This window comes from Pseudomonas sp. MWU13-2105 (assembly GCF_023242315.1).
Lineage (GTDB): Bacteria > Pseudomonadota > Gammaproteobacteria > Pseudomonadales > Pseudomonadaceae > Aquipseudomonas.
This window is the reverse complement of sequence record NZ_JALLIY010000023.1, coordinates 23,782-44,209: the sequence shown is the minus strand read 5'-3', so window position 1 is coordinate 44,209 and position 20,428 is coordinate 23,782. Positions and strand designations below refer to the sequence as shown.

12 protein-coding genes and 1 pseudogene are annotated in these 20,428 nt (G+C 61.2%); 5 read left to right on the top strand and 8 right to left on the bottom strand.

Annotated features, from left to right (window positions below; translation table 11 throughout):
- Nucleotides 1–74: 74 nt before the first annotated feature.
- The 5 genes from M5B96_RS28035 to M5B96_RS28015 all read right to left on the bottom strand — a co-directional run bounded on the left by M5B96_RS28035 (nucleotide 75) and on the right by M5B96_RS28015 (nucleotide 8,696).
- On the bottom strand, nucleotides 75–2,324 hold the full coding sequence (locus tag M5B96_RS28035) for an ATP-dependent DNA helicase (RefSeq protein WP_248800173.1): 2,250 nt from the start codon (nucleotides 2,322–2,324) through the stop codon (nucleotides 75–77).
- Nucleotides 2,321–3,970: a VRR-NUC domain-containing protein gene (locus tag M5B96_RS28030; protein WP_248800172.1), complete on the bottom strand. Its 1,650-nt coding sequence runs from the start codon at nucleotides 3,968–3,970 to the stop codon at nucleotides 2,321–2,323. Before M5B96_RS28030 ends, M5B96_RS28035 begins: the two co-directional genes overlap by 4 nt.
- 92 nt (nucleotides 3,971–4,062) lie before the next feature.
- Complete coding sequence (locus M5B96_RS28025; protein WP_248800171.1) at nucleotides 4,063–5,481, bottom strand: PLP-dependent aminotransferase family protein; 1,419 nt, start codon at nucleotides 5,479–5,481, stop codon at nucleotides 4,063–4,065.
- 66 nt (nucleotides 5,482–5,547) lie between these two features.
- Nucleotides 5,548–7,047, bottom strand: coding sequence for a hypothetical protein (locus M5B96_RS28020; protein WP_248800170.1), 1,500 nt, complete (start codon nucleotides 7,045–7,047; stop codon nucleotides 5,548–5,550).
- Between the two features lie 626 nt (nucleotides 7,048–7,673).
- A complete protein-coding gene (locus M5B96_RS28015) occupies nucleotides 7,674–8,696 on the bottom strand; it encodes a zinc-dependent alcohol dehydrogenase family protein (RefSeq protein ID WP_248800169.1) in 1,023 nt (340 codons plus the stop codon).
- A gap of 201 nt (nucleotides 8,697–8,897) precedes the next feature.
- Between M5B96_RS28015 and M5B96_RS28010 the strand changes: the two genes are divergently transcribed.
- The gene (locus tag M5B96_RS28010; protein ID WP_248800168.1) at nucleotides 8,898–9,812 is read left to right on the top strand and encodes a LysR family transcriptional regulator; all 915 of its coding nucleotides are present in this window, start codon (nucleotides 8,898–8,900) and stop codon (nucleotides 9,810–9,812) included.
- Between the two features lie 197 nt (nucleotides 9,813–10,009).
- Here the strand turns inward: M5B96_RS28010 and M5B96_RS28005 are convergent.
- The 3 genes and pseudogenes from M5B96_RS28005 to M5B96_RS27995 all read right to left on the bottom strand — a co-directional run.
- Nucleotides 10,010–10,732 (bottom strand): annotated as a pseudogene (locus tag M5B96_RS28005) (SAVED domain-containing protein); the annotation flags it as partial.
- 27 nt (nucleotides 10,733–10,759) lie between these two features.
- Complete coding sequence (locus tag M5B96_RS32895; RefSeq protein ID WP_248800166.1) at nucleotides 10,760–11,077, bottom strand: hypothetical protein; 318 nt, start codon at nucleotides 11,075–11,077, stop codon at nucleotides 10,760–10,762.
- Nucleotides 11,077–11,595, bottom strand: a complete 519-nt coding sequence (locus tag M5B96_RS27995; protein WP_248800165.1) for a Mov34/MPN/PAD-1 family protein — start codon at nucleotides 11,593–11,595, stop codon at nucleotides 11,077–11,079. The genes M5B96_RS32895 and M5B96_RS27995 overlap by 1 nt, the downstream gene beginning before the upstream one ends.
- Nucleotides 11,596–11,951: 356 nt before the next feature.
- Between M5B96_RS27995 and M5B96_RS27990 the strand changes: the two genes are divergently transcribed.
- From M5B96_RS27990 to M5B96_RS27975, 4 genes are read left to right on the top strand one after another with little or no spacing between them, the layout of a single operon-like run.
- Nucleotides 11,952–13,208, top strand: coding sequence for a hypothetical protein (locus M5B96_RS27990; RefSeq protein WP_248800164.1), 1,257 nt, complete (start codon nucleotides 11,952–11,954; stop codon nucleotides 13,206–13,208).
- The gene (locus tag M5B96_RS27985; RefSeq protein WP_248800163.1) at nucleotides 13,205–15,121 is read left to right on the top strand and encodes a caspase family protein; all 1,917 of its coding nucleotides are present in this window, start codon (nucleotides 13,205–13,207) and stop codon (nucleotides 15,119–15,121) included. Before M5B96_RS27990 ends, M5B96_RS27985 begins: the two co-directional genes overlap by 4 nt.
- An 11-nt stretch (nucleotides 15,122–15,132) precedes the next feature.
- Entirely contained in the window at nucleotides 15,133–16,113 is a 981-nt protein-coding gene (locus M5B96_RS27980) for an AAA family ATPase (RefSeq protein ID WP_248800162.1), read from the top strand.
- 7 nt (nucleotides 16,114–16,120) lie between these two features.
- Nucleotides 16,121–19,729, top strand: a complete 3,609-nt coding sequence (locus M5B96_RS27975) for a response regulator (protein WP_248800161.1) — start codon at nucleotides 16,121–16,123, stop codon at nucleotides 19,727–19,729.
- The last annotated feature ends 699 nt before the right edge of the window (nucleotides 19,730–20,428 follow it).

Sequence of the window (20,428 nt, the reverse complement as noted above, 5' to 3'; positions counted from 1 at the left end):
ACCCGCATGACACCGAACGTGCAAGGCGCGTTGGCGACCTGTTTGCGCCCTCTGGCGGAGCTGCGACGCGGCTATCAGGCCTGCCACCAGCGCGGCAGTAACTGCCGGACCTTGGCCTCGGCAAAACGATCGTCGATCAACATCACCACGCCACGATCCTGCTCGCTGCGAATCACCCGGCCGGCCGCCTGCACGACCTTCTGCACACCGGGATACAGGTAGGTGTAGTCGTACCCGGCGCCGAACAGGACGGCCATGCGTTGCTTGATCTGTTCATTGACCGGGTTCAACTGTGGCAGTCCCAGGGTCGCGATAAATGCGCCGATCAGCCGTTGGCCGGGCAAGTCAATGCCCTCGCCAAAGGCCCCGCCGAGGACCGCGAAGCCAATCCCCTGGCTATGTTCGCTGAACTGCGCGAGAAAGGCCTGGCGCTGGCCTTCCTCCATGCGCCGCGATTGCTGCCAGAGCGGGATATCCGGATGGGTCTCGGCCAGCAGCCGCGCCACCTGCTGCAAATAATCAAAGCTGCTGAAAAACGCCAGGTAGTTGCCGGGGCGTTGGCCGAACTGTTCGGCCAGCAGTTCGACGATGGGCACCAGTGACGCCTGGCGATGGACGTAACGGGTGGAAATCCGGCTGATGATCCGCAAGTCCAGTTGTTCGCGCTTGAACGGCGATTCGACATCGATCCACGCGGTGTCCGCCGGCAGGCCGAGCAAGTCGGCGTAGTAGTGCCGCGGACTGAGGGTCGCGGAAAACAGCACGCTGCTGCGCGCCGCCGTCAGCCGCGGACGCAGGAAGCCGGCCGGCACCACATTGCGCAGGCATAGCTGCGAGCTGCGCCGCTGGCCGCTCTCACGCAGGCTGATGTCGAACAGAAAATGCTCGTCGAACAGCTCCCCCACCCGGGAGAACTGCAGCAGCTCGAAGTAGAAGCCCTGGAGCTCACCATCGACGCCTTGCGGGTGTTCATTGAGGTAGTCGCCGATGGCCGACACGCACAAGCCAATGGCATTCAGCAGTTTGCCGGGCGCCTGCGCATAGGCCTGATAAGGGCTGATCTGCTCCTTGTGCAGGGCATTCCACTCACGATTCAAGCGCTGGAACGACTTTTTCAAGGGCTCGGGCAGGTTGCGCCGGACGCTGTTCAGTAGCTGCTGATCGAGGCTCGCGCTGTACATCTGGCGCCCCCGCTCCACCAGGTTATGGGCCTCGTCCACCAGTGTCGCCACCCGCCACTGGTTGGCCTGGGCCAGCCCGAACAACAGCGCACTGAAGTCGAAGTAGTAGTTGTAGTCGGCGACCACCCAATCGCTCCAGCGGGCCATTTCCTGACTCAGGTAATAGGGGCAGATGTCATGGGCCAGGGCTATGCCCCGTAGCGCCTGCTGGTTGAGCAAGGGCACGCCGACCGCAGCCTGCCGCGCCACGGGAAGACGGTCGTAAAAGCCCCGGGCCAAGGGGCAAGCCTCGCCGTGACAGGCCTTGTCCGGATGCTCGCAGGCTTTGTCCCTGGCGACCAGTTCCAGCACCCGCAGCGGCAACTCGGGGGAGCGCCGGTAGAGGACCTGCGCCGCGTCCAGGGCCAACTGCCGGCCCGGGGTCTTGGCGGTGAGGAAAAACACCTTGTCCAGTTGCTGCGGTGCCAGCGCCTTGAGCATCGGGAACAGCGTGCCAAGGGTCTTGCCGATCCCGGTAGGCGCCTGGGCCATCAGACAACGCCCGGTGCTGACGGCCTTGTACACCGTCTCGGCCAGGGTCCGTTGGCCGGGACGGAAAACCTCGTGGGGAAAGACCAGATCCCGAGCGGCTTGGTCGCGGGCCCGGCGATGGCCGGCCTCCTGCTCGGCCCAATGCAGGAAACGTTCGCACTGCTGCGTGAAGAAGGCTTCAAGCTGCGCGGCACTCCAGGTATCCCGCAGCACGGTTTCTTTTTCGCTGACGATATCAAAGTAGACCAGCGCCAGGTTCACCTCCGCCAGCTGTAACTGCTGGCAGACCAGCCAGGCATAGATCCGCGCCTGGGCCCAGTGCAGTTGCCGGTGATTGGCCGGCTGCGCGGCAAGGTCACCCCGGTAGGTCTTGATTTCTTCGAGCAGGTTTTGCCGCGGATCATAGCCATCCGCCCGGCCCTGGACCTTGAGCTGACGGTAATGGCCCTCCACCGGCAACTCGGCCTGATACCCCTCGCCTCGCCGTGACGCCACGGTGCGATGCCCGAGCATGCCCTCCTGGGCGCTGGGCGACGGCGTGAAGCGCAGATCCAGGTCGCCGACCTTGGCGGTGAACTCGCACAGGGCGCGCACGGCAACACGGTAGGTCAAGGCGCCTCCGCCGCCCATTGCACATAGCAGACGGCAACCGGCATCTGGTGCTGCCGGCAGAACTCCAGCCAGCGCAGTTGGTTGTCCTGCAAGCGGTCGCCGGGGCCTTTGACTTCGATCATCCGGTAGCTTTTTTCGGCCGGCCGGAACTGGATCAGGTCAGGCATGCCGGCACGGTTGGCGCGGATATCCTGCAGCAGGCGTTCGAACCAGCGTTTCAGATGTTCGGCGGGCAGGCAGTCGAGGGCCTGCTCCAGCAACTCAGGGGTCAGCACGTTCCAGAACACAAAGGGCGATTGCAGGCCCCATTTGGCGCTGAAGGTGCTGCGAATGCCGTGCTGGTAACGGCCATCCTCCAACTGTGCCAGGCATTCGGCGAACAGCCCGGCGCGACGGCTGTAAAAGCCCTCGTCATGCAGGTCCGCCGGACCGCTCTGGAACGGGTGGAAAAATGCCCCCGGCAGCGGCGCGAAGATCGCCGGCCAGCACAACAGGCCGAACAGCGAGTTGATCAGGGTATTTTCCACGTAGTGCACCGGCGCCTGCGGCTCGTGCAGGTGCCGGGCAACACTTTCCTCGACCGACAGCGCCGAATCGTTGACCAGCACCAGGTCCAGTCGGGTAACGGTCAGCGGCGTGCTCGGGGCAATGGCCGGCAGCCCGAGCTTGCGCCGCAGCCGCGGCAGGATGCGTAACAGCTGCTGCTGTTCTTCGGCACTGTGCGGGGCCTCCCGCGCCTGCAATGCCAGGTCCATGGCCGGTTGGAACTCGTCCAGGCGCTCAAGCACGCGGATCCGCCGCAGGCGCGCTGGCGGGTGGCTGCAAGCGCTATAGATCGCCAGCGCGCCGGACCAGTCCTGCAAACGTTCGCTCTGTTGCCCGAGCTGGAACAACAGCTTGTCCCGGCGGCGTTCCAGCCAGGGGTTGTCGGTGTCCAATTGCTTGACCTGTTGCTGTATCAGGCGCGGTTCCTCGCCGGCCTCGAGGGCTTCGCGAGCGGCGTGCAGATGCAGGTAGCCGTCGAGGTCGGCGCGGCTGCGCAGACCGCGGGATGAGCTGCCGAACTCGACCTTTTCGTAGGTGAAGATACCCAGGTCCGCCAGCACGAACTCGGACCAGTCCTGGTACAGGTTGCCGAAAAACATCAAGCGCAGGCGGTCGCACAGTGGCATCACCTGCAGGCTGTACAGCGACTCGGGAATCCCCGGGCACCATTGGGCGAATGACCGGCTCTCGTCGAAGCGCCGGGCCAATTGCGCATACAACTCGGGCTTGTTCGCCTTGGCCTGGATGATATCGGCCTTGAAGCCGTGCAGCACCTCGGCCTTTTGCAGGACAGCGAACAACTGCGCCAGGCTCAGCGGCGCCTCATCGCGCAGCCAGCCCAGCGCCAGCAGCGGCGCCGCCGCCGACTCGGGATCGCCGATTTCGGCATAGTTCAGCTTGCCGGCACGAAAGTGCTCGCCCTTGCGCATCACCATTCTGACCAGCAAGGCCCGGGAGGCCTTGGGCAAGCACGAGAAATCGTTGATAAAGGCCTGTTCCCGCGCATCCAGAAGATCGGCATAACGCTCGGCCAACCAGTCGAGCACTTGCTGGAAGTTGTTCAGGTAATAGAACGGATCGTCGAGGGGCTGGGTTGTCACGGGCAGGAAGGACCAAGGTTATCGAATGCTGGTTATGCATACAGATAACAGGCCATCCCGCCCCTGGCAAATACAAACGGACAAAGGGCGTCTCAGTCGAGCTGCTCCAGGCGCAAGGCATCGGCCAGGACGCCCAGGGCCTGGTCCAGGTGGCGGTGGCCATTGGCGCTGCTGCACAGGCGCAGGTGCTGCTGATGCAGGCCGTGGAGGCTGAACAACTCACCGGGGGCGATGACGATTTTCTGCTCCAGCAAGCGTTCGAAGACCTTGCGCATGTCCACCGGCCGGGTCGCCCGCGCCCATACCGTCGCCCCGCCCCGCGGCGGCACGAAAGCCAGGCTGTCGGCCAGGCGCTCGCGCAACAGGCCGCTCATATGCGCCATGCGCTCCTGCAACAGGCGGCGCAAGGTCGTCAGGTGCTGGTCGATCCGCCCGCTGCTGTAGAGCCGGGCAATCGCCTTCTGCCGAGTCGGCGACATGCGGAACGAGCGCAACAGGAAATGCCGCTGCAGCTCCGCCCCCAGGTGCCGGGACAGCAGGTAACCAAAAGGTGCCTCGGCGCCCATGATCCGCTCGAAGCTGGCGAACACCAGCAGCCGATCAGGGTCCACCAGATCACGCATCCGCGGGCCGCCGGGCTCGAAGGCGAACTCGCCGTGGCTGTCGTTTTCCAGCAACCAGATGCCGAAACGCTCGAGCAACCGCGCCAAGTGCTCGCGCTGCGCCAGAGGCATCAGGCTGCCACGGGGCACGCTGAGCCCGGAAGACATCAGCAACAGCTTGACCGGCTGGGTCTGCAGCAAGTGCTCCAGTGCCGCCAGGTCAAAACCGCCATCGTCCAGCAGCGGCACCTCGACGATATTGACCCCGCCGGCCTGCAGCAGACGCAGGATCACCCAGTCGCAGGGCGACTCCACCAGTACCGTCGCCTGTTTCAGGCTCAGCGCGGCCATCAGGGTTTCCAGCACGCTGCGCAAGTCCGCGCCAATGTAGACGTCATCGGCATGCCAATAGCGCTGGGCCGAGGTGGTATAGCGCACGGCCAGGGCGGTACGCAGTTCCAACTCGCCGAAGGGCTGGAACTGTGGCGCCTGCTGGCGCGGGTACTGGCGTACCAACTCGCGCTCGAGCAACAACAGTGGATTGTCCAGCGACAGCAGCAATGCCGGTTCATCACTGCTCAGCACCAGGGTGCCGGGACGCCGCGAATGCACATACAGGCGCTCCAGCACATCGGCGCTGCCACTGACGAACGACGCCGCGGAAACCGGTAGCGCGTAATAGCCCGACTTGGCCAGCGAGTACACCCGCCCCTCCTTTTCCAGCAGGGAATAAGCGTACTGGATGGTCGAGATCGAAACATTCAGGCGCTCGGCCAACTGGCGCAGGGACGGCAGCTTGACCCGGGCATCGGTCTCGACTTCGTTGATCAGGCTGACCAGATAACGATAGACCGCCTGGTAGGCAAAATCCGAGTGTTTGCGGCCCTTGTCGGGCGACGCTTGAGTCATGTCCTGGGGGGCGGACGGATCCGCACCCGGTTGGGGAATGTCTGAAACTATCAATACCAATCCTTTTTAACGTCCCGACAAGACTTCTTTGAACACTTCACCGTTGTCGGGATTGACGATGTCGATGCGGTGCTTGTCCGGGTCGCTGGCACGGACCCGGGCGATCAGCGAGCTGACGCCGGAAAAGTCCACCTGGGCCTTGGAGTAGAGATCCGCCAGCAACGCCGGGGTCAGCCCGCTGACTTCGCCCAGCCATTGCCAGATCTGCTCGGGCACGACCTGCCCGGCGAGGGCCTTGTGCAGGTCCGGCAAGGCCACGAGCATGCCGGGGTGGCAACTGCGCAGGAACGCCTCCAGCCCGTTGCCGCGATTGACAAAGGGTGCGAACAGCAAGCAGCTCAGTTGGGCTTCGTTCAGGCTGAAGGCCTCCTGTGCATAGGCACTGGCCAGCGCCCGTCGATCGAGGATTTTCTCCGCGCTGTCATAGGCACCCATGGCCTGCTCCACCAGCCGCGCCGGCATGCGCTTGCGACGCATCATGGTTTCGGCCAATTGCAGGTACTCGCCGATCCCGGCCTCGTAGCTCAAGCCCCTGACGTACTGCGCCTGCAGACCGCGCATATGCGCCATCAACAAGGGATTGGCACAATCGGACTCGCTGAAGTGAAAGGCCAGGTCATCGAACTGGAAACCGAGAAACTCGGTCAGCAACGGCCAGCGCTCCTCTAGGTCGCGACCGACCAGGTCATAGACACTGACCAGCATCGGCGCCGTGGCCCGGCTGGAACGACTGATGGCCGGGCCCTCGGGTTCGACCAGGGCCTCGCCATACAGCTCGCGGTAGTAATCCAGGCCGAGGTCGTGGCAGGTTTTCAGCGCCTCGTCGAACTCCAGCGCCCGCCCTCCGACCCAGGTCCGCTCCGACTTCTCGGTCGCCCGCAACAACCAGGTCATGTACTGTTTCTGCTCCCGCGGTGATTCGCCGCTGACCAGGGCATCGACGCCTTTGTCCCAGGCGCTGGAGCGCTCGTAGAAATCGGCCATGGACAGGTAGCAGCCGTTGCAGAAGGTCGCGCGCCCATCGCCCGCGGTCAGGTGGCCGCTCATCAGCAGGTTGCGGCGGTTGATCTCGCGGTTGAGTTCGGACATCGGCAGGCGGTGATTGAAAGGCCGGACATGCTTGTTGTCCACCATCAACAACTCGACCCGGGGATCGTCATAGACGAACAAGGCACTGTAGCTGCGATGGATATTGTGCATGACCGTGGCGGTGACCCCGGCATGACGCAAGGTCGCGACCCGCAGGTTGAAGGTCGCCGGCGAACGTCCGGCAATACTCAACTGCGCCGCCCGCAGGAACGCCAGCGTATAACTGCTGTCCTTGCCGCCGCCGTGGGCCACCATGACCTTGAATTCACCGATACGCTCGATACCGCCCGCCGCTACGATCAGACGTTGAATCAACAACTGCAAAGCAATACGTTCAGCGCGCGTGAAGTAACTCATCAGACGCTGCAACACTTGCTGATAAACATAATTCATTGCCTGCTCATGAATGGAGCTCATAGCCTTTATACACCTGGATTGGGTTCAGTGTCGGGCAAACAGCGCTCGCATTACCGGCAGTTACCGGATCGGACGGAAGATTGCCTGTCCCATATAACCCTGATGCGGACAAGCAACACCCGAAGTATTGCACAGGCCTGAAACACCCACGGCAAGAGCTTTCGAGCACGACCGACGTCACTGATTGCCAGTTAGCGTTGGGAGTCTGCGTGCCAATAAAAATATCTTAGGAATATTCTTACAATGACCTACAACTATTAACTACCCACAAGAGATTAATGACATAAGGAGGCAGTCTTCGCCCGGAGCCCTGAAGGCAAGATATTCCAGGCGTTGTGTCCAGGAGGGTGCGACCTGAAACTTCGAAAAACAACGCGACTCCGATACAGCAGCTGATAGTGAACCATAACTCATTCCTTGAGCTGTAAGTGACCCTTTCAATTATCAGCACTTACCCGACGATTAACAGATACAGAATCCGGCGAAAAACCGGTTCAGTTGATGCCCCACCGCGGCGCGCGGTAAACACCTGAAAAAGTTGTTAATCGATGTTTCAGGGCGCCCATAAAAAACCCCGTAGCGCAGAACGATACGGGGTGATATGGGCTCAAACGGCCGGAGTCAGCTCAACTGGGTGCAACTTGCAGCGCGACCCGCCCGCGACACGGGCAACCGTCCATGAAACGATGCGCCTCGACAAACTCGTCGAAAGGAAAAGTGCGGATTTCCAGCGGTGGCAACACACGGTCGGCCGTCAGCTGGTTGATATCGCGCAAGGCCCTTTGCAACGCCGCCTGGTCCTGGACGATGCCCAGTTCCGGCTTGCCAGTGAAGTTGCCGATACAGTGGACGAAGAACTGGATATTCTTCTGGAACGCCGCACACGCCGGGAACGGAGTCTGGTTACCACCTTGCAGGCCATAGAGCACCAGGCTGCCACGTGGCGCCAGGACATCGCCGAGCATCGACATCTGCGGGCCGCCAAGGCCGTCGAAGACCATGTCGACGCCACGCCCGTCGGTGTACTTGTTGACCTGCATCAGCAGGTCCTGCTCCTCGGTGACAATCACCTTGTCGGCCCCCAGGGACAACAGGTACTCGCGCTCTTCCGGAATCTTGGTCGCGGCAATCACCTTGGCTCCCAGGGCCTTGCCCAGCTGCACGAAGGACGGACCGGCGCAGTGGCTGGCATCGGTGACCAGGGCAAACTGCCCCGGCTTGACCCGCGCCAGGTCGACATAGGCGAAATAGGCAATCAGCAGCGGCGTGTAGTGCACGCTGGCCTGGACCGCGGTCAATACATCCGGATAACGGGTCAGGGCCGAGCGTGGCAGGACGATCAGCTCGCCATAGACCGGATAATCGTTGGGGCTCTCGGCCGGGAAGCTGGCGACCTTGTCGCCGACGGCGAGGTCATCGACGCCATCGCCGACGGCGGTGACCACGCCGGCCATCTCATGACCGATACCCGCCGGCAGGCGGGCCTGGGACGATGCCAGGTTCTGCCGCCAGAGGACGTCGTACCAACTGATGCCAATGGCCTCGACACGCACCTGCACTTCGCCCGGCGCGGGCAGAGTGGCCGTATGCTCTTCGCATTTGAGCACCTCGGCCGGGCCAAACTTGTGAAAACGGATCGTGCGGGACATCGCAAACCTCGTCAAATGAACCTCTAATGCCATGAACTCTATCCGGGCTTTTCGCCCAAGACCATCAGTGGCTATTAATAGTCGACATGCCTGTCATTGATTGGCGACCATTGTACACAGTTCAAATTTCCGTGCGAATCAACCACTTTTGCCCGTAAGATTGACCTTCCCCGCCAGTGACTGTCTTGTGAAGCGAGCCCGATGAACCGTAACGACTTGCGTCGCGTCGATCTGAACCTGCTGATCGTATTCGAAACCCTGATGCACGAACGGAGCGTCACCCGGGCGGCGGAGAAGCTGTTCCTCGGCCAGCCGGCCATCAGCGCGGCCTTGTCGCGCCTGCGCAGCCTGTTCGATGACCCGTTGTTCGTGCGCACCGGCCGCAGCATGGAGCCTTCGGCCCGTGCCGTGGAAATCTTCGCCCTGCTCTCCCCGGCCCTGGACTCGATCTCCACCGCGGTCAGCCGCGCGTCGGAGTTCGATCCGGCCACCAGCACCTCGGTGTTTCGCATCGGCCTGTCCGATGACGTCGAGTTCGCCTTGCTGCCGCAGTTGCTCAAGCGCCTGCGAGCCGAGGCGCCCGGTATCGTGCTGGTGATCCGCCGGGTCAACTATCTGCTGATTCCGGCCAAGCTCGGTTCCGGCGAGATATCCATCGGCGTGTGCTACACCACCGACCTGCCCGCCAATGCCAAGCGCAAGGTCCTGCGCCGCAGCTCGCCAAAATTGCTGCGGGCCGACAGCATGCCCGGGCCGATGTCGCTGGACGACTTCTGCGCGCGCCCCCATGCGCTGGTGTCGTTCGCCGGCGACCTGAGCGGCTTTATCGATACCGAGTTGGAAAAGCTCGGGCGCAAGCGCCACGTGGTGCTCGCGGTACCGCAGTTCAACGGCCTGAGCACCCTGATCGCCGGCACCGACATCATTGCCACCGTGCCGGACTACACCGCCGATGCGCTGACGGCGGCCGGTGGCGTGCGCGCCGAAAACCCGCCACTGGAGACCCAGACCTTCGAACTGCACATGGCCTGGCGCGGCTCCCAGGACAACGACCCGGGGGAACGCTGGCTGCGCTCGCGGATCCAGATGTTCTGTGGCGACCCTGAGAGTCTTTAGGCGTCGTCTGGCAGGCTGTTCGGCTGATCATTTCTGCCTTTCCACAAACCATGGAGCTCCATTCACTTCCAGTGGATTGCCACATTGGGGGCATATTTGAGGGCATGCTTTGGATGGTTTGAAAAAGATGCCCCCACTGCCCGCAATCCTGCCTAAGCATCAGTGTGTCGCTAAGCGCCAAGAGAACTTTAGCGACATCATCGGTGCACTATTTCCGGCTGGAGCACCCCCGCTACAGGCATGCGCACTACCCAAGGGAATCGTTTGGGATCGGCCTGTTCGTACTGATTGACCTCCAGGCGAGGGAGATTCCGCTTGTCATACAGCATGCCTAGCCGCAATGCCAGGCTTGCAGGGGCAGCCAGAAACAAAGTTATTTCTGTAACGCCTTTTCGAACCAAGGACATCACTGTATCGAGAAACTGCTGAGCGAGTTGTTGTTTCAACTCGGACCAATGCGTGTCGGTACCACGGCCTTCCAGATCCATCCGGATAATGGGCGTTACTGCCTCAGTGATCTGCACATCAACATCCAAAACATCGTACGAAGCGGACACACAGAGCGCCACGCGGGTCGCCCCTGCTTGCAAGGTATCCAAGCCTGCCACCATAAAGCGTTTACCGTCATCATCAACGGTCAACCCACGCCTGGCACGCAGTTGCCGATCCCAGTCCATGATGACCGTGTTTGACTCGTCGTCGACGATCACTCCGAGGAGAAAAAGCAATGGCACCGGTGCAAGCCCACCGAGCACAAACGATATATCGGATCGATCCAACCCATCGCAACGTCGTGCAATGTCATCAGGCAGGCTTGAAATTCGACGTACTGCAGCCTCTGGGCTCACGATCTGTCCGTCTACAATTCCTTGCCTCAAGTCGATGATCACCTGCTCACGGCGACCGAGTATTGATGAGGGAACTGCTGAAGCCTGAGGTTGACCTTGTCAATCTCTCAACCCTCTGGCCTCGATCACGATGACCTTCTTAAGGCTCTCTCGGCGGATATCACGAACGACCAGCCATCCACCTAGCAGTACAATCACACAAGCTATCGCGAACACACCCCAACTCAATGCACCGAAGCTTCCAGAGGTATCCCAGCTAAAGTTAAACGGCACCTGGGAAGTTGGAATCGTAATGCCGACTGTCAGTCCTACGAGCACCAGACCAAAGAGGGGCACGCCTACTCGAATCAGTGGGACGCCCGGCGAACATCGCCTGAAGACCCAATCGATAAGCGATTTAATGAAGTAATTTATCACTATCTATGCTCCAGAATGACAATCGGTGATGGGCTAAAATGGCGACGAAACAAGGTGCAAGAACATGAGATCTTCCGCCACCATTGCAGCCGAACGATCAGCAGTACCGCAAAATCGATACCGCGCTCACCGTTGACAAGATCGACCATAGACTCAACGTCCTGAGCACTAGGCGTCACCGGGAATCGAGGGTGCGAATGCCACTCAGCCAAGTAGTTGAAGCGATCATATTGATGCCCGGTTTCGCAGAAGAACGCATTCAATGCCTCGGCATGGGCTTCCGAGCTCCGGACGAAATGCGCTTGCCCTCCCGTCTGGCTGTCAATCATCAAGTCAACAACTCGGAAATGACCGGGCTCAATCTGCTCCCCCATCAACACACTGCCAATCTCTCGACTACCCGTCGCTCTGAGCGCCTTTCGCAACTGCTCCTTGACGCTATCCGCAAATTCAACTTGCATCGTTGGCCTTTGGTAGAAGGTCTGCGAAGAATTCCTTGAAGGCCTCAACGTCGCCATCTTGTACCTCCATGCTCCAACCATCGGTTGGGCCAAGATCGATCGGCCTAACATCGAATGGCGCCGTAAAGAGCTATCTTCCAGACAGGCCAATCAAATAAGCGGAGTATGGGAAGATCGTCGCTTCGGGACGAGCAAGTAGGTCAGTGGCAAAGCGAGACGGGTGCGCAGCAATCACAGTGACGTCTTCTTGGACTTCTAAGGCCGGGATGGAGATGGTCTGGACCTTAGAGCATCTTATGATTGTTCGCCGAAATCGCTTTCTGCCACTTCTCTTTTCCCCTAATTGCTAAGATTATGGGCGGCGTGGCGATATGCCATCCGATTTAACGCTGCCAGCATCCAGAGGACGGACGATGAAAATCATATTCGTGCACGGCACGGGCGTTCGTTTGCCCTCATTCGAAGCCACCTTCAATACGGTCAAGGCTCATGTGGCGCACTTTCTGCCCGCTGCATCCGTGACGGGTTGTTATTGGGGCGACCATGGCAGTGATATCGGCAAGGGCTTGTCGGTGCCGCTATATGACCAGGCCAGGGCCATCAACCAGCAAACGCCCGAAGACGAAGCCCTCGCCGAATGGGCACTGTTGTACGACGATCCGCTGGTCGAGTTGCGGTTGCTGGCCGCCAGGACGAGTGGTGACATAGCCTTCGACGGCTTCGGCGACAGCCCGGTGATTAAAGTGCGCAAGGCACTGGCCGAACTGCGGAATGCAATCGACACTGGCACCTGGCCCCCCGTGCCCGGCAAGGTCGACGGTAGCACCGTCGCTGCGATAGAAGCGATCGATAACTTACCGGAACTCGATAGCGCAATCGCCGAGGGCGTCCAGTTCGGCAAGAACAGCGGCAAGGGGCTCGACCCTCTCATCGAGTTGCTGGCCCGGGCCGTGACAGCAGGTTGGGTGCAGGCGCAAATGACTACGGGGGCACCCGTGGTTCCGTCCACCACCCGCGACGCGCTGCAACTGGCGGCCTTCCACCTCATGGGAGGAAGCGGCGCTCAGGTCAGAGGAGTGGTCGGCGATATCGTCAGCTTCGTGACCAAGCCGTTACGCACCTTCCTTGGCGCAGTTGTTGCCGACCCGGTGCTTCAGGTCGCCGCTTGGGGCGGACGGACCTATCGCCACAGCATCGCCAATGCAGCGACGCCTGCCGTTGGCGACATCCTGCTCTACCAGGCCCGGGGCGAAACAATTCGCTCGATCATCGCCAAGGCGGTTGCAGACGCGGGTGAGACGCCAGTGGTGCTGCTGGCCCACAGCCTGGGTGGCATCGCTTGCATAGATCTGTTGATCTCGTCGCCGCCACCTCAGGTCAAGGCCGTGATCACCGCCGGCTCCCAAGCACCGTTTCTGTACGAGATCGGCGCGTTAACCCAACTCCAGCAACCCGCCGCATTGCCGGGCCATATGCCCAGTTGGCTGAACATCTACGATCGTGACGACCTGCTGTCCTTCAAGGCAGAGGCCATCTTGGGCAACGGCGCCAGGGTCAGTGACTGCGAAATCCGCAGCCATCAACCCTTCCCTGCATCGCATAGCGCCTACTGGGACAACGTCGAGGTCTGGAAGCGGATCGCCGGATTCCTGGAAACCCTTGGCACATGAAGCTCGGCTCGGCAGCGAATACCTACGCTATCGTGGTCGGTATCGAGTGCTACCGACAAGCCGGCTGGACGCTCAACGGCCCGGCGATGGATGCGCTGCGCATGGCCAACTGGCTGCTGGAAAAAGGCGTCCTCCCAGGCAACATGAAGGTCTTGATCAACGAGGACACCGACATCAGCGAAGCGCTGGGCGAGCAACGCGAGCAGTTGAAGGCCTGTTTGCGCGACGCAGGCGTCGAACTGCGACAGAACCCCACACGCCAAGAACTGGACGACATCCTGGAGCCCCAGAACCTGCTCACACCGGACGGTGTCGGCGTGAAAACCTTGGTCCTTTACCTGGGCGGTCATGGCCTGTGGGAAGGTGGAGAAGCACCAAAGCGCTACCTGGTTACTGCCGATGCCTCCGAGCGCCAATGCCACGTGGTGAACCTGACAGGGATTGCCAACCGGTTCGCCTACTACACCGGCGCGAACCGCTTCCACCGCCAGTGGATCATCCAGGACATCTGCGCGACCCTGCCGGGAGGCCTGCCCCTGAAATGCCTGGCCATTCAAGATTCACCAAGGACGGTGCCTGACAGCCATCAATATATCTTCAACGCTGCACGTCCCGGCCAATCGGCCGGCAACGATCAAGTACGACAGACCGGGGGGTTTTCCTCCGCCCTCATGAAGGCCCTTGCAGGCCAGGACACATTGGAAGGGCTGAATATCGAAGAGGTGCGCAAGGCGATGGACGCCTCTCCCTGGGCGCTCAACAACCAGATGTCCGTCTCCTATCGCGATCACAACATGGAGGAGCAGTCGCAAGTCTTGGGTTCCCTCGCCACCGACCAAGGCGCTCTGGCGGAACTGGAACGGATACTCGGCACAAGCCTAGGGATGACCACGGATTTTATCCAGGCCATCTCCCGACGGTTCCGGCGCGGAACATCAGAGCGCCCGACCCGCCCCCTGTCGCTGCTGCAGTTGCTGGACGGACTGGTCGCCCCCGAGGATTGCGGGCTGACGAACATTGAACAGTTCGCGATCCACCTGCATTCGGTGATGGTCCAGCTCAAGGAGAACTGCGGCAGCACGAATTGGGACGCCGACATCGAGAAGGTCTTTAACTGGATCCTCAAATGGCCCGGCGCTCACAACATGCCCGCAGTCAACCAGTTGAAGGGCCATTTCGAGAACGAGGCGATGGCAAGAGCAGACCTCATCATCATCGACCTGCGCGGTAGCCAAAACCCAAACGAAACTCGGGTGTGGACGTACTCTAATGACGAGCCCACCGACATGGAGCCCTTCACGACGCCTCAGTCCAGCCTGACCGAACGCCTGCGTAGTGTGCTGGAGCAACTCTGCGCCAGCCCATGCGTGTATCGCACCACCCTGTTCGAAGTCGTGGTGCCGGCGGCGGATCTTTTCCAGCCCTATACCGGCCTCGAGTTCATCCGGGATGAGGTACCCGCGTACCTGGGCCATGGCGAGTCGCTGCTGGCGTTGCGCATTCTGGAGCGCTGGACCGACGAGCGCTGGAATCGTGTGTGGAAACGCCACTGGAAGGACGCCAGGGTCAACAGCGGGCGACCGCCGAAAATGGCCTGGCTCTCCTCCGGCACCGCGATGCCCCGCAGTGACTGGCTTTGGCACGGCACAGCGCACCTAGACACCCAGAGGGCCGACCTCGAGCGGTTGCTCAAGCAAGGCGCAGCCTGTGCCACATGGTGCGAGCCTGCGCATATGGAGCAGGTCACTGCGATCGTGGAAAGCGGGCTGTTTGCCTACCTGCACCAGACCCGCACCGAGTTGGCCACACTCAACGCCCAAGGGCAGCATGGCATTACCTGCATATTTGACAACCCCGACCAGATTCCAGACGGTGCTGGTGGCTTTTCCAGTCGCTTCAAGCAACCCTCCTAAAGGACATGAACATGACCCAGTGGCACATTTTTTCGGGTGAGCGCAAACCTGCGACCGTTACCCTGCCTCCCGCACCACCGTGGCGCACTTTCGTCGAACCGGCCGCCGATCAACTGTACGACTGCGGATCAGTCGAGGATGACGACCGCTACTGGGATCATGCCAGGGCCTACCAGACGCCGCCCGCAATCATCGATGCGATCAACGCAGCCCTGATTCTCCGTCGTCCATTATTGGTCACCGGCCCTCCAGGCACCGGAAAAAGCTCGCTGATCTACCGTATCGCCTACGAACTGAAACTGGGCCCGGTGCTGGTCTGGCCGGTGAATTCGCGCACGACCCTGGAAAATGGCCTGTACGACTACGATGCCATCGGCCGCCTGCGCGACCAGAGCCTGAGCGGCGGCTCGGCGCCGGACATTGGCAAGTACATTCGCCTGCAAGCCCTCGGTACAGCGTTGCTGCCGTCGAAGCGCCCGCGGGCGCTGCTGATCGATGAACTCGACAAGGCAGACCCTGACCTGCCCAACGACCTGCTCAACGCGCTGGAAGAGGGCTGGTTCGAGATCCCAGAGTTGCAGCGAGATGAATGCGAAGAGGTGGAGGTACGGGTCGCATCGTCCGCCAAGGTCATGACAGCACGGGTTGAGAAAGCCAGGATCAGGGGCGGACGGGTGCAGTGCCATGAGTTTCCGTTCATCGTCTTCACCAGCAACGACGAACGGGAGTTCCCTGCGGCATTCTTGCGCCGCTGCATTCGCATCGAATTGCAGGCACCGGATGACAAGGCGCTGACGAAGATCGTCGAAGCACAGATGGGGAGCGAGGCCGCCGCCAAGGTGCAGAAGTACATCTCGGAATTTGCCGAGAACGATACGGTCAGCGCCACCGACCAGTTGCTGAACGCTGCCTACCTGATCCACAAGGTCAACCAGGGCACGCCTGACGAAGCGCAGAAGTTTTATGACCTGCTGACCCGCCCACTGAGCTGACACGACCATGCTCGACACGTTGATAAAGGCGTTGCGCGAAAGTGGCGCGTCGGTGGACAGCGACAGTATCGCCAACACACTGTGGCTGCGAATGGCCATGGGCGCGCATAACGCCGCAGAGAAACCGCTCGCGCAGCGCCCCAGCGAGCCTGCATGGCAGGAAGACGTGGAGGCGCCCATCGACACGTCTACTAGCACGCCCGCCCTGCCGGCCACGCTCGAGAGCCCGCCTCCAACCTCGCCAGTCGTCGATGACATCCCGCTCGTCCCGACTGCCGCAAGCCCGGTCGCGGGACAGACGGCAGCGCTTGGCGTTCTTCCCTCGCTGCCCGAGCGCGCCGCGTTCAAGCGCGCAGTGAAGCAACTGCGCTCACAACACCGGCAACCTTCGCAACGGCTCGACGAACGGGCGATGGTCCGAAGCGTCGCCGAGGACAGCCTGCAAGCACTGAAGCCGGTGTTCATGCCAGGTTCGCGCCGCTCGCTGCGCCTGAGCCTGATCAGGGAACGCAGCGGCACCAACGCCCTGTGGACGCAGCCGCTAGATGAGCTGGCGGCATTGTTCCATGGCCAGGGCACCTTCAAGTTGCAGCGCGAGTGGTCGCTGGGCGAGCGCGAAGCCGGCGCAGAAGCGCCCATGGCGGTGCTTAGTGAACTCGACCGGCAAGGCCAGCCCATCGGCGTCGAGCGGTCGGCAGAGCGCATCAAATGGTGGCCTGGGGAGATCATCCTGATCGCCAGCGACTTCACCAGCAACGGATGGTGGGACGGCACCTACCTGAAACTGCTGCGCGGCCTGGCGGCGCGCCAGCCGGTTGCGCTGCTGCACACCCTGCCCGGCCGCTTGTGGTCACGGACCTGGACCGGCACCCCGGATGCCTCAGTCAGCAGCGCACGGGCATTGGTTCCTGCACGCGCGCTGGATGTCCGCGTACTCCACCTCAGCAACGCTGCGGTACGCGACGATGCCCGGCTGGCCATTCCCTTGGTCGAACTGGCGGTTCAGCCCTTGAGTGCCTGGGCCAGGCTGCTGATGGGGCGCGCAGGGTCGATGGCCGCCATCCTGCTGGATGAGCGTGAACCGGAAGTGCCAGCGGCGGATGAGGTGCAAGAGCAGACGTCGCCTCCTGTGGACGCCAAGCGCCTGGCCATGCAATACCGCATGGCGTCGTCCCCCCTTGCCCGACTACTTGCCCAGCACCTGTCGGTGACCGCACCGCTGAGCTTCCCGGTGATGCGCTGGGTACAGCAGGCGATGCTGCCACACTCGGATACCTCGCATTTGGCCGAATTTGTCCTCGGTGGCTTGCTGAAAGTACAGCCCTCATCCGCTGACACCCCAGCCGATACCCTGACCTACGATTTCATCGAAGGCGTGCGCCCCCTGTTGCAGCAAGGCATGCCCAAGGTCTTGGGGCTGGAGACGCAGTTGCTCGTCGGACGCTATCTGGAACGCATGCATGACAGCACCCTGGACATGCGTGCGGTGGTAGAGACCTGGAGTGACGAACAGTTGCACGAGCTGTCGTCCGAGCACCAAGCATTCGCCATGGTTTCCCGGGGGTTTCTCGAACGGATCGGCCTGCGGCCGCGCGCGACCAGCAGCACAGCGCAAAAACCCGGAAAGCCGACACCAGTACATTCTACGGAGCCCGACCCGGACCAAGGATCACCTGCGCCCAAACCAGCTCCACCCTTGCAGTCCGCACAGAACCAGTGGACACGCACGTTGCGTGAACCGGTCCAGGAACTGCAATGGTCGCCTTTCGATGAAGAACGCCTGGCGATTCGCACCTTCAGCGGGATCGATCTCTGGCGACCGGCCCACGAAACCGACAGCAGGACCCTGCGCCAGCAGAAAAACGTCGCCAGCATCAGAAAACCGACCTTGGTCCTGTACTGGTGGGTGCCGGCAGGGCCTGAGGACGAAGGCGGAAAGCTCGAAGCCATCAAGATGATCGTTCGTCGCCTCAGCGAAGCACTGATGGCGCGCCTGCCGGGTCGTGTCCGGATCAAGCGGCTGCGCAATCCCATCGTGTTGAACAACCGGCGAAATCCGGCTCAGGCCTTGTTGATATTCCAGACGAGCGAGTATTCACGCTGGGCCCATGCCCAACCGCTGCAGTTTACCGCGATAGAACGTTTCATCGCGCGCAAGAACATCCTCTCCTCTTGCGTGGAGATGGGCGCACAGCGTTCCGCCCATCCTCGGATCGACAAAACCATTCACCTGAAAGAGCGTGATCTGCAGGCATCTGGGTACCTATCGACTTCTGTGTTCTGGGCGAAGCTGAGTTGGCTGACCAATACGCTTTGCAAACGAATACAGCGGTTGTTACCTACGGAGAACGAGCCGATAACGGCCATGACGTGGCTCTCGGAGAACCAGATCGGCATCGCAAGCCATGATGGTGCGGCAACGACAGTGGCCGCATTGAATGTGGGTCGCAAAAGCCTGAGTGGCGACATCGACAGCGGGCTGCTGGCCTTCCATCGTTCGTCAATTCCGTTGACTCACCTGTTCGTCCGTCCCGCACTCGAAACACCTCGCGGGTCTCGAAACGAGCAGCCCGGTGCGGAGCAATTGGTCTGCATGGATGCGCAAGGCTCGACCTACGTCAAGCGCGACCGAGAGGATCAAAACGCCCCCCTGAAAGAGGTGATTTCAGGTGAAGGCATCCCACGCCGACCGGTCTTTTCACCCTTGGACCGGCGCTGGTGGATCGCAGGAGAGGAACCCCGCTTGCTGTCCCCCAGCACTGCCAGAAAACTCCACCCCCCCGAAGTCCCCCTGCTGTCCATCTGCGACCTGCGCAAGGAGGACAACGTGCATACCTTGTTGCATGACCAGATATTTGCCGGCTGGACGCTGGATGACTCCGTCTTCGCCATTACCGCGGCAGGCTTCCTGCACCAGGGTTCGATCCATGATATGCGGGTTTCCAACCGCACGTCGCAGCCGTTGCTCGACCGGCAACCCCGGTACCTTAACGGCATATTGCGAGAGGCGGCGGCAAGCGCCGATGGCCATCGCTTCGCCACGTTGACTGCGTATGGACGTCTGGACCTATGGGACACCCTGAGCATGACCCGACTGAACAGCTGGCAGGTCATCACCGCGCTCGCCGAGGTCAGGCATGTGAGGCTGGGACTTTCGGCGACCGGGCAACGCATCGCGTTCAGCGATGGCAGGACGGTGAGGGTGTTCGAGGAGCCACTGTCGGCCATTAGCGACAGTCGTTGGATGCGTCAGGTCCTGTGGGTCGACGATCGGCCGGGTAACAACGAGTGGGAGCGCCACGCTCTGGCCTCCCAACAAGTGCGCTGCACCTTGGCGCTGTCCACCGACGAGGCCTTGGAGACGCTTGAGAAGCGCCGTTTTGCAGTGATCATTTCCGATATGGGCCGTAGGGAGGGATCGGCTGAAGGCTATGTCTTGCTCAAGGCCCTGCGCGAAGCAGGCAACCTGACCCCTTATTTCATCTACGCCAGCTCAGATCTGCCTGAACACCACGATCTGGCGCTGCAGAATGGCGCTCAAGGGTCCACGAGCAAGTCGGACAAACTGCTGCGGTGGGTCATGGAGTGCATCGATGGCCCCAGCGTCAAAGCGTAAGCGCCCTGATGCCCACAGCACTGTCAGCTACTCGCTCTCGATCAGCCCTCCAGCCCCGCCTTTAACTGCTCGCTATGAAGGGTGAAGTTCATTCCGTTCAACAGTATCGGCCCAGGCGGATTTCACGCCGGCTTCGGCGCGCCCAGCAAGTGCCGAGGCCGTTGCAGGCCAGCGCGACATAAACGTTCGGTCGTAACTCGCAGAAGAACGGAATCACGCTCCGGAAGTACGATACTCGCCTGTTCAGCTGCGGCCATCGGCAGGTCAGGGTGCCGTAGGGGAAAATCGACAGCATGCGCCCCAGAAGTAAGTTGAAATAAGCACCGGGTGGATAGTTGGCGAGAATCAGCTGGTGGATAAAGGGGGCAAAACTGGGGGCACGATTCGATTTTTTCGGGTGATAACTACCGTCCTAGAGCCTAGTCAAAATGTTTTTCGGCGACCCTGAGAGTCTTTAGACGTCGTCTGGCAGGCTGTTCGGCTGATCATTTCTGCCTTTCCACAAACCAAGGAGCTCCATTCACTTCCGGTAGATTGCTACATTGGGGGCACATCTGAGGGCATGCTTTGGATGGTTTGAAAAGGATGCCCCCAGCCTAAGGTCCAACAGTCTCCTTCATCGAAAACTCACCCGTTGTCAATGAGATCAGCAATGTTCACAGCGAGGTTCCCTATCATTTGCGATCCGGATGATAGCGA